The 9,658-nt window shown below is 55.6% G+C and carries 8 protein-coding genes; all 8 read right to left on the bottom strand.

Going from position 1 to position 9,658, the window contains the following annotated elements; translation table 11 throughout:
• A partial coding sequence (locus ACOSYY_RS13355; RefSeq protein ID WP_421662993.1) for a Mur ligase domain-containing protein occupies positions 1-500 on the bottom strand: 500 nt, incomplete at its 3' end.
• A 61-nt stretch (positions 501-561) separates the two neighbouring features.
• Positions 562-1,683 carry an undecaprenyldiphospho-muramoylpentapeptide beta-N-acetylglucosaminyltransferase gene (murG, locus tag ACOSYY_RS13350; RefSeq protein WP_421662992.1) on the bottom strand — a complete coding sequence of 374 codons (1,122 nt, stop codon included), beginning with the start codon at positions 1,681-1,683 and terminating at the stop codon, positions 562-564.
• On the bottom strand, positions 1,680-2,885 hold the full coding sequence (gene ftsW / locus ACOSYY_RS13345; RefSeq protein WP_421662991.1) for a putative lipid II flippase FtsW: 1,206 nt from the start codon (positions 2,883-2,885) through the stop codon (positions 1,680-1,682). The genes murG and ftsW overlap by 4 nt, the downstream gene beginning before the upstream one ends.
• Positions 2,886-2,919: 34 nt before the next feature.
• Positions 2,920-4,320 carry a UDP-N-acetylmuramoyl-L-alanine--D-glutamate ligase gene (gene murD, locus ACOSYY_RS13340; protein WP_421662990.1) on the bottom strand — a complete coding sequence of 467 codons (1,401 nt, stop codon included), beginning with the start codon at positions 4,318-4,320 and terminating at the stop codon, positions 2,920-2,922.
• A 14-nt stretch (positions 4,321-4,334) separates the two neighbouring features.
• Complete coding sequence (gene mraY, locus ACOSYY_RS13335; RefSeq protein ID WP_421662989.1) at positions 4,335-5,411, bottom strand: phospho-N-acetylmuramoyl-pentapeptide-transferase; 1,077 nt, start codon at positions 5,409-5,411, stop codon at positions 4,335-4,337.
• Between the two features lie 14 nt (positions 5,412-5,425).
• Positions 5,426-6,874, bottom strand: a complete 1,449-nt coding sequence (locus ACOSYY_RS13330; protein WP_421662988.1) for a UDP-N-acetylmuramoyl-tripeptide--D-alanyl-D-alanine ligase — start codon at positions 6,872-6,874, stop codon at positions 5,426-5,428.
• A gap of 39 nt (positions 6,875-6,913) precedes the next feature.
• The gene (locus tag ACOSYY_RS13325) at positions 6,914-8,422 is read right to left on the bottom strand and encodes a UDP-N-acetylmuramoyl-L-alanyl-D-glutamate--2,6-diaminopimelate ligase (RefSeq protein ID WP_421662987.1); all 1,509 of its coding nucleotides are present in this window, start codon (positions 8,420-8,422) and stop codon (positions 6,914-6,916) included.
• 10 nt (positions 8,423-8,432) lie between these two features.
• Positions 8,433-9,658: peptidoglycan D,D-transpeptidase FtsI family protein (locus tag ACOSYY_RS13320; RefSeq protein WP_421662986.1), on the bottom strand; the 1,226-nt coding region annotated here is incomplete at its 5' end.

Genomic DNA, 9,658 nt, shown 5'->3' with positions numbered 1-9,658 from the left:
TCGCTTTCGTCTGCCTCCGCCACCAGCAAGTCGCCTCGTCCAAGTCGTGCGTGGCTGCCCAAGGCATTGACCTTTCCTCCGATCACCATTGTGGGGTCGAGACCACCCTGCGCCAACACGTTCGCGACCATCGACGTCGTGGTGGTTTTTCCATGAGCACCGGCGATGGCCACCCCGAACTTCAGACGCATCAGCTCCGCCAACATCTCCGCCCGCGGAATGACCGGAATCTGCTGGGTCTTCGCCGCTACAACTTCTGGGTTACTCGACGCCACGGCGGAAGAGATGACAACAACTTGCGCCTCTCCCACATTGGACTCCTGATGACCGATGAAAATTTTCCCACCGAGTTCCTCCAGTCTCTTCGTCGTCTCCGAAACGTGCAGATCTGAACCGGTCACTTTGTATCCCATGGTGAGTAAGACTTCTGCGATGCCGCTCATACCAGCTCCGCCGATGCCGACAAGATGAATCTGCTGTATCTTGCGAAAGAGCGTCATACGGCTTAGCCTTGGTCGTCCTGCAGAAGTCCGTGATTGAATCCCCCGATTCTCAACTACCCTAACCTCCGGTTGCGCCAGTAGATTGGTTGATGTCATGTGTCACTCCCATGAGCGCGTAACATTCACCGACGATCACCTCGCCGGCATCGATTCGTCTCATTTCCAAACTCTTCCGCTGCATCTTCTCCAGTCGCTGCGGATCCGTTAAGACAGCTGCAATCATTTCACTCAGTTTCACTCCCGTAAGATCCGCTTGCTGAAGAACAATGGCACCTCCTGCCGCTTCCATCGTCCGCGCATTCTTCATCTGGTGATCGTAGATAGCCGTGGGCAGCGGAATCAGAATGGCGGCTTTCCCACAGGCCGTCAATTCGGCAATCGTCATCGCACCCGCACGAGCCACCACTAGATCGGCCGTCCTAAGGACGGCAGGCAGATCGTAAAGAAAGGGGACGACTTTAGTCCTAATACCAAACCTTCGGTACGCATCGCTGACTCGCGCAAAATCCCCCTCCCCAGTTTGGTGCGTGATGGTCAGACCGGGAAGACGTTGACTCAATAGGGGTATTCCTTCCAGCACCGCGCTGTTAATGGCCATGGCCCCCTGACTCCCCCCGAAAATGAGCACGTGCGGACCATCCTGCTTGGTTGACGCGGTATCGGTTGCTTGCACGAAGAACTCTTGTCGGATCGGTGTCCCCACGACACGGATCTTTCGTCGATCAAAGGAAGGCCCGGCGGACTCAAATGCCAAAAAAATCTTTTGCGCAAAGGGCGCGACGACTTTGTTGGCCATTCCGGGATGGGCATTTGGCTCCAAAATCACCCGAGCGATTCCTTTTAACGCAGCAGCAACCAACATAGACGGACTCGTATAGCCCCCTACTCCGATCACTAAATCAGCCCGCCGCCGCTTCAAAATGTCCAGTGCCTGCCAAATTCCAACAGGCACAGAAAGCACTCCCCTTATGACATCCAGCAATCCCTTTCCCATGACCGGCTTCGCGGTGATCAACGCCAATTCGAATCCCTCATGAGCGAGCACCCTGGACTCGACCCCACGCACCGTCCCGACAAACAGAATGCTCGTGGAAGGATCACGGCGCAGAAATTCCCGAGCCAGCGCGACAGCCGGATAGAGATGCCCACCGGTCCCACCGGCAGCGATTACAATCGTCATCGCCGAGCCGCCCAGCGACTTGCGCTCTGCCGTCTGATCTCTTCTCGTCCAGCCTGCCGATCCCGCGAGATGCTCAGCAAAATCCCGACTCCGCTCAGGTTGATTACCAAGGAAGATCCGCCATAGCTGACGAACGGCAATGTAAGACCTTTGGTCGGCAACAGCCCCGTCACAACACAAGCATTGATCAGCGCCTGGATACCGATGAGCGTCGTGATGCCGATTCCCAGGTAGCGGCCGAACGGAATTCGCGCTCTGGTGGAAATCTGAAATCCGCGGATCACGAAGAGCGCGAAGAGCAAAATAATAATCCCTGTTCCAACGAACCCTAACTCTTCGCCGACGAGTGCCAACACAAAATCGGTATGCGCTTCCGGGAGAAAGAACAGCTTCTGCTTGCCTTCTCCCAACCCGACTCCGAAGAGTCCCCCGCTGCCGAATGCCAAGAATGATTGAATAATCTGGAATCCGGTATCCGACGCATCCCGCCACGGTTCTAGAAATGCCATGAACCGCTGACGACGGTAGCCGGATGTCAAGACAAGCGCGAGCCCGATCGGCACAGCGGATAATGCAAGTGTTGAGAGATGCGACAGACGCGCACCGCCGATGAACAAGAGCCCTCCCGTCACCAGACCCAACACCACCACGGTTCCCAAATCGGGCTCCAAAAGGATCAACCCACTGATGATCCCGATGACGAGCAGTGCCGGGAGCAACCCCGTTGAGAAATCCTGAAGTCGATCGTCTTTTTTTGCGAGGTACGCAGCAAGATAGATCACGCTGATTAACTTTGCCATCTCGGCCGGCTGAATTGAAATAGAACCCAGCCGTAACCAACGCCGGGCCCCATTGGCGGCAACACCGATCGATGGAATAAGGACAATCACCAGCAATCCCATGATGAGACCGAGAAGAGGAAACGCAAGGCGCTTCCACCACATGTAATCGACCCGGGACGCCGCATGAAGAAGCATCAAACCAATCACTAGCCATGCCAGTTGCCGCTTTAGGTAGTACCAGGAATCGTGGAATCGATTGCCCGCCACCACAGCGCTCGCGCTGAAGACCATCACCAGTCCGACCATCGTCAGCGCAATGGTCACAAACAGCAAGATATGATCCATCGCCACCCGCTTCGGCGCTCGCGGGCTGGCGGTAGACCAGGGCAAGGCCAAGGTCCCTCCAGATCTCTGTGGCATCTTCCAGCGTCAATGCTCCTCTGCCTTGCCGTCGTTACTCCGGCAAAGATTGCACAAGAACTTTAAACTGCCGCCCTCGGTCTTGATAATCGGCGAACATGTCGAAGCTCGCGCAGGCCGGGGACAGCAACACCACCTCGCCCAGACACGCTCCCGATGCCGCCACCTCAACGGCTTGCTTCAATGTGTCGGCCCGCTCCAGTGCCGGATAGCCCCCCATCGCCTTCTCAATCAGCGGCGCCGCTTCACCGATCAAAATGAGCCGCTTGACTTTCCGGCGTATCGCGGGAGCCAGCCGAGAGAAATCCCCTCCCTTGTCTCGTCCACCGGCGATAAGCCAAATTGGTTGGTCGATACTCTCCAACGCTTTGAGTGTCGCATCCACGTTGGTTCCCTTAGAATCGTTGATGAACCGTATACCCCGCCGCTCGCGAACGACCTCCACCGCATGTTCCAATCCGGGAAAATCTCTGAGTACCTGGCGAATTATGCCGAGTGGACACCCGCTCAAGAACGCATACGTTGCAGCCACCATGGCGTTTTCGATGTTGTGATCGCCGATGATTTTGACCTCGCTCCGTGCACAGATTTCATGCGTCTGACCGCCAATGTTCATCATGATGCGATCCCGATTGAGATAGGCGCCTCCTCTCAGATCGGAAGGCAATGACTGAGCCCTCGTGAAACCCAGTACACTGGCCTTCGCACGCCGCCGCAGAGTAGCCACCCTCGAATCATCCAGATTGAAGAGGGCGTAGTCGGAAGGGGTTTGGTTTTCAAATATTCTGTTTTTAGCCGCGATGTATTCGTCGATGGACTCATAGCGATCCTGATGGTCCACCGTCACGTTGAGAATCGCTGCAATCCATGGATGAAATCGCTCGACGGTTTCCAGTTGGAAGCTGGACACTTCCACTACCAAAGCGTCGTACGGGCATGGACGACCCATCTTGCAGGCTCGCAGCGATTGTACGGCGGCCTCACTAATCGCCGTGCCCAGATTCCCGCCGACAAATGTCCTCTTTCCGCTCTCTTGCAGCATTTTCCCGATCAGCGTGACCGTCGTGCTCTTCCCATTGGTGCCGGTCAACGCCAGAATTGGAGCGGAAAGAAACCGTGATGCAAGATCGAGTTCACTGATGACCCTCACACCTCGACGACGAACACGTTCAAGAGCCTCCAGCCGATAAGGGACTCCCGGACTGATAACGACGAGTTCAGCCTGGTCGAGAGCCGATTCATAATCACTGCCCAGCACGAGGCGGGTTGCCGTAGAATCCAACGATCCAAGTACACCGAGTAACTCTCCACGATCCTTTCGGTCGGCAACCGTCACCAATGCGCCGGCTTCCTGCAGTAAGCAGGCAGCGGCCACGCCGCTCCGTGCCAGTCCAACGACTGTGACGTGAGCTCCGTCCAACTGCGTAGTGTCCATTCCTACCATCCGGATTACCTCAACTTGAGCGTGCTCAAGCTTAATAGCGCCAGCAAAATGGCGATAATCCACAAACGCACGACGACTTTCGGCTCTTCCCAGCCTTTCATCTCAAAATGATGATGAATCGGAGCCATGAGAAAGATCCGCTTTCCTCTGGATTTGTATGAAGCGACTTGGAAAATCACCGAGACTGCCTCGATGACGAAGACACCGCCGACCATTAACAATAACAACTCATGCTTGCTGATGACCGCTACCGCTCCAAGAGCAGCCCCAAGCGGGAGCGAACCGACATCTCCCATAAAGACGGAGGCCGGGTAGGTATTGAACCAAAGGAATCCAAGGCTCGAACCCAGAATGGCCGCTGTAAAGACCGCCAACTCTCCGGCTCCGTCGATGTGCGGAATCAGGAGATATTCCGACATCAATCGGTGGCCGGTGACGTAGGCGACCACGGTGTACGCCAAAGCCGCAATCATCACAGGACCGATAGCCAGCCCATCGAGACCATCAGTGAGGTTGACGGCATTGGAACTGCCGACAATCACCAGGACGGCAAAGACAACATAAAACCATCCCAAGTCAGGCGTAAAATTCTTAAAAAACGGCACGCTCAGCTTCGTGTTGTAGCCGGGTAACGAATACAAAATCAGTGCCACGATGAGCGCAATCACTATTTGCGCCGTGAACTTTTGTGACGCCGAAAGCCCTTTCGACCGAGCCTTGATGAATTTAAGATAGTCGTCCACAAACCCAACGGCGCAAAACCCCAGCGTCGCGACAAGAACCAACCAAATATGGGGGCGTGAGATGTCGGCCCAAAGCAACGTCGACAGCGTGACTGCAAAGATAATGAGGATGCCGCCCATCGTGGGTGTTCCGCTTTTGGCCAGATGCCGTTTGGGCCCGTCGTCACGTATCTGTTGTCCCAGCTTGATTTCTTGAAGCTTGCGAATCACCCACGGCGCGAGTACGAACGCGATCAGAAACGCCGTGACAGCGGCGTAAATAATGCGGAAGCTCTGGTAGCGAAAGACATTCAGAAACGAGAAGTCTGTATGGAGCGGATAGAGCCAGATGTACAGCATAGTCTGAACGACCGTTACGAAGCCTTCTTCGTCGTGTGTTTTGCTCTTTGGAGTGCGTCAGCGACAAGCTCTAATTTCATCCCGCGCGACGCTTTGATCAGCACAACGTCACCCGGTTTTACGATCGTTTTCAAGGCGACGGCGGCAGCACGAGCATCCGACACTTCAAGAATACGGGATTGATCCAACCCTGCATGTTTCGCGCCTTTGGCAAGGCTCCGCCCTAATACACCGCAGGCCACGAGCTGATCGATGCCTTGTCGTGCTAAGAACTCGCCGACTTCCTCGTGCATCTGGGCGGCATTCGGGCCTAGTTCCAGCATGTCTCCAAGAACCGCGACTTTCTTTCGTTTCGTCTCTGTCTGCGCGAGCAACTGCACCGCCGCTTTCATGGAAGCAGGATTGGCATTGTAACAGTCGATGATCAATTTCACGCCCTGATTGACCAGCACCTGCGACCGCATGGCAGCAGGCCGGAAACGGGACAGCCCTTGAGCGATCACCCCACCGGGCAGGCCCAGAACCGAACCGACCGCTCCGGCGGCCAAGGCATTGCTGACGTTGTGATCTCCCTGGACTCGAATATGAACAATGGCGCGACGTACTGCTCCTGGCAGCAGAAGACGAAAAATCGTCCCATTACGCTCGTCTGATTTTATGTCAATCGCACGAACATCGGCCTTTGATGAAAGGCCGAACGACACCACACGACATCGAGCTCGCGCGGCAAGATAGTCGTAATACGAGTCATCTGCGTTCAGGATTGCGGCCCCATCACGAGGAAGAAGATCCAGCAACTCCGCCTTTGCCTGAGCCGATACCTCCATCGTCTCAAAAAACTGCAAGTGGTCCGGGCCGATGTTCGTAATGATCCCGATCGTGGGTCGAGCTATTTCACACAGCCTGGCGGTCTGACCGATATTATCGACTCCCATCTCGATGATCGCCCCCTTGTGTTGATCGTTGAGGCGAAGCAGTGTCTGAGGAACGCCGACACGGTTGTTCAAATTGCCTTCGGTCTTGAGGATCTTCCAACGATGTGCCATGACAGCGGCGACCATTTCCTTCGTCGTCGTCTTGCCGTTGCTCCCCGTGACAGCCACGACAGGGATTTGAAATCGGCTTCGGTGGTACGCAGCCAACTGCTGGTAGGCATAGAGTGGATCGCTGACACCGAGAATAAAAGGCTGGGCACGTCTCGGGCCACGCTTCAAGGCAAGCCCTGACGCATCGTGGGAATCGAGGACGATCGCTCCAACCGCCCCGCGCGACAGCGCTGTGGCCACAAAGTCATGGCCGTCGAATCGATCTCCTCGCAGTGCGAGAAAGCAATCTCCAGGTCGAAGAGACCGAGTATCGAGACTGATTCCACGGATACGGGACTTGGTCCAACCGATCCCGCCACCGGCCAAGACTTTCGCGCTGACTACTTCCCGCAATTCTTCGACGGTAAACAGAGTCATCTGGAGCTTCCGAGCACCGATCGGCCCCTGTTCCGTGAGCTAGACACGGGTTCCGAGTCGTTCGATGGCGTTGCGCGCTACCTCGCGATCGTCGAAATGAACCTTCTTCGTGCCGATGATCTGGTAATCTTCGTGCCCTTTTCCGGCGATCAACACGATATCTCCGCTATGGGCCTCCCGTACCGCCTCTTCGATGGCTTCTCGCCGATCAGGCACTTTTCGGTACCGGACGTGTGGCCGTTGCCGCAGCGCTTCGATCATCCCGGCTTCGACTTGTTCCAAAATCGAGAGGGGGTCCTCGGTTCTGGGATTGTCCGAGGTCAATATCACGACGTCGCTGTAGCGCACGGCCGCCTCTCCCATCTTCGGCCTCTTTCCTCGATCGCGGTCTCCACCACAGCCAAACACCGTGATGATGCGGCCGGTCTTCAGCGCTTGCGCCGCCGTCAGCAAGCGAACTAACGCGTCTTCAGTGTGGGCGTAATCTATGGCCACCGTAAACGGCTGGCCAGCGATCACACGTTCAAACCGACCCGGCACATTACTGATCCTCGCTACAGTCTCACGAATCTGAGTAGGTGTGGCCCCTTCGTGTAACGCGACCCCAATGGCAGCGAGTAAGTTGTAGACATTGTGCTCACCCACAAGGTGACTCTCGATAGGGAAGCTTCCGACCGGAGTTGCAGCGGTAAAGGTGGTCCCCTCAAGAGACAACCGCACCGCTTCGGCACGCAGATCCGCCTTGGTTTTTAAGCCAAAGGTCCAAACCGGGGCAGGGCAACCTTCGACGATACGATTCCCATAGGGGTCATCGATGTTCACGATCGCTCGTTTATTCGTCTTCACTCCGCTCGTCAATCCCGTAAAAAGTTTCAGCTTTGCTTGAAAGTACTCCTCCATGGTCTTGTGAAAATCCAGATGATCCTGGGTCAAATTCGAAAAAACCGCTACATCATATTCACATCCGCTCGTACGGTCCTGCGCCAGGGCGTGAGAAGACACTTCCATGACTGCACTTGTGCAGCCGCCTGCGACCATCGTGGCAAGCAGCTGTTGTAGCTCAAGAGAGCCGGGTGTCGTGTGCGTGGCTTGCATCGTGCGCTCACCGATTTGGTAGACGACGGTTCCAATCAACCCTACTGGGTGGCCCAGGGCTTCCAGCAGCGCTTTGCAGACATACGTCGTGGTGGTTTTTCCATTGGTCCCGGTCACGCCGATCATTCGAATATGCGACGAGGGGTCTCCATAGAATCGGCTCCCCAGCAAACCGAGCGCCTTTCTGGAGTCGTCAACTCGGACGAATGGAAAAGACACCTCCCTCACCGGCTGCTGCGACACCAATGCGACCATTCCTGCTTTCATCGCCGCTGGAATAAATTCGTGTCCATCGACTCGCTCGCCTCTTACGGCTACAAAGAGACTGTCCGTCGATACGGCTCGGGAATCATCGGTGATCGCGTTTACAGACACCTGAAAATTTCCGTGACGATCAAGAATCTTTACCCGTCCTTCTAGAGCCTGTAGCAGGGTTGCCAAGGTCATCGACATACCAATACAATTACGGTCTCTGCGAAGCCATTGCCAACGTGACAGGCTCCTTCGACGGCACCCCTAAGTAACTTAACGCCTGTTCTCCGACACGGCTAAATACGGGAGCCGCGACAGCTCCGCCCCACGCATCACCTTGAGGCTCATCGATTACTACGATCATGGCCAATTGAGGGTTGTCCGCAGGCACATACCCTGTAAAAGACGCGACAAATCGCGATGCCGAATAGCTACCTGTCCGTGGATCGATCTTTTGGGCCGTACCGGTTTTCCCAGCCACTCGGAACCCTCGAATAGCCGCCTTCGCTCCGGTGCCGTCCGTAATGACACCTTCAAGAATCTTGGTCACGCTGCGGGCCGTTTCCGGAGAAATGACCCGTCGCTTGACTTGAGGAGGCACTTGTCTAAGGATGTGGCCATCAGCATCTCGTATTTCTGAAACCACGTAAGGTTTCATCAACACACCTCCGTTTGCAATGGCCGCAACCGCCGAGACCATTTGAAGCGGTGTCACGCCTATCTCTTGCCCCATGGAAATAGACGCGACCGAACGACGCCCCCAATCTTTTGGATTTCTAACAAGTCCGACCCCCTCTCCTGGAAGGTCGATCTCCGTTCGCTGTCCGAAACCGAATGCCTGGAGATATCGATAGAGCCGCTGTTCCCCCAGCGCCATACCGGTCTTTGCCGCTCCGATGTTACTGGACTTCTGAATTACCTGAGCGAAGGACATCCATCCCAATCGCTCATGATCATGAATCACGGTGTTCGCGACAGTCATATGGCCATGCTCTCCGAATACCATCGTATTCGGCCTTACCACTCGTTCTGCAATGGCGGCCGCAGCAATCATCGCCTTCATGGTGGACCCTGGTTCATAGGCATCCGTAAGCGCCTTGTTTCGCCAGCGATCAGGGCTGAGGGCCGACACGGCATTGGGATCAAATCGCGGACTCACCGCCATAGCCAACACTGCTCCCGTCTTTGGATCAAGTACAATCATTGTTCCTGACTTTGCCTGCGCACGGCCAACTGCGTCCTCAAGCTCTCTCTCAGCGATATACTGAATCACCTCATCGATCGTCAGCATGAGGCTTTGACCGGGCGTCGGACTCCGTTCAGTCACGCCCCTGGGGAACACCGTACGTCCTAAGGCATCACGCTGCAGCACCATCATCCGCTTCTCACCACGCAAGTACGATTCGTAGCGATGCTCGACACCTTCCAAACCTTCAC

This window comes from Nitrospira sp. BLG_2 (genome assembly GCF_049222245.1).
Note: the sequence above shows the minus strand (reverse complement) of the source record. Positions and strands in the feature narration are given on the sequence as shown.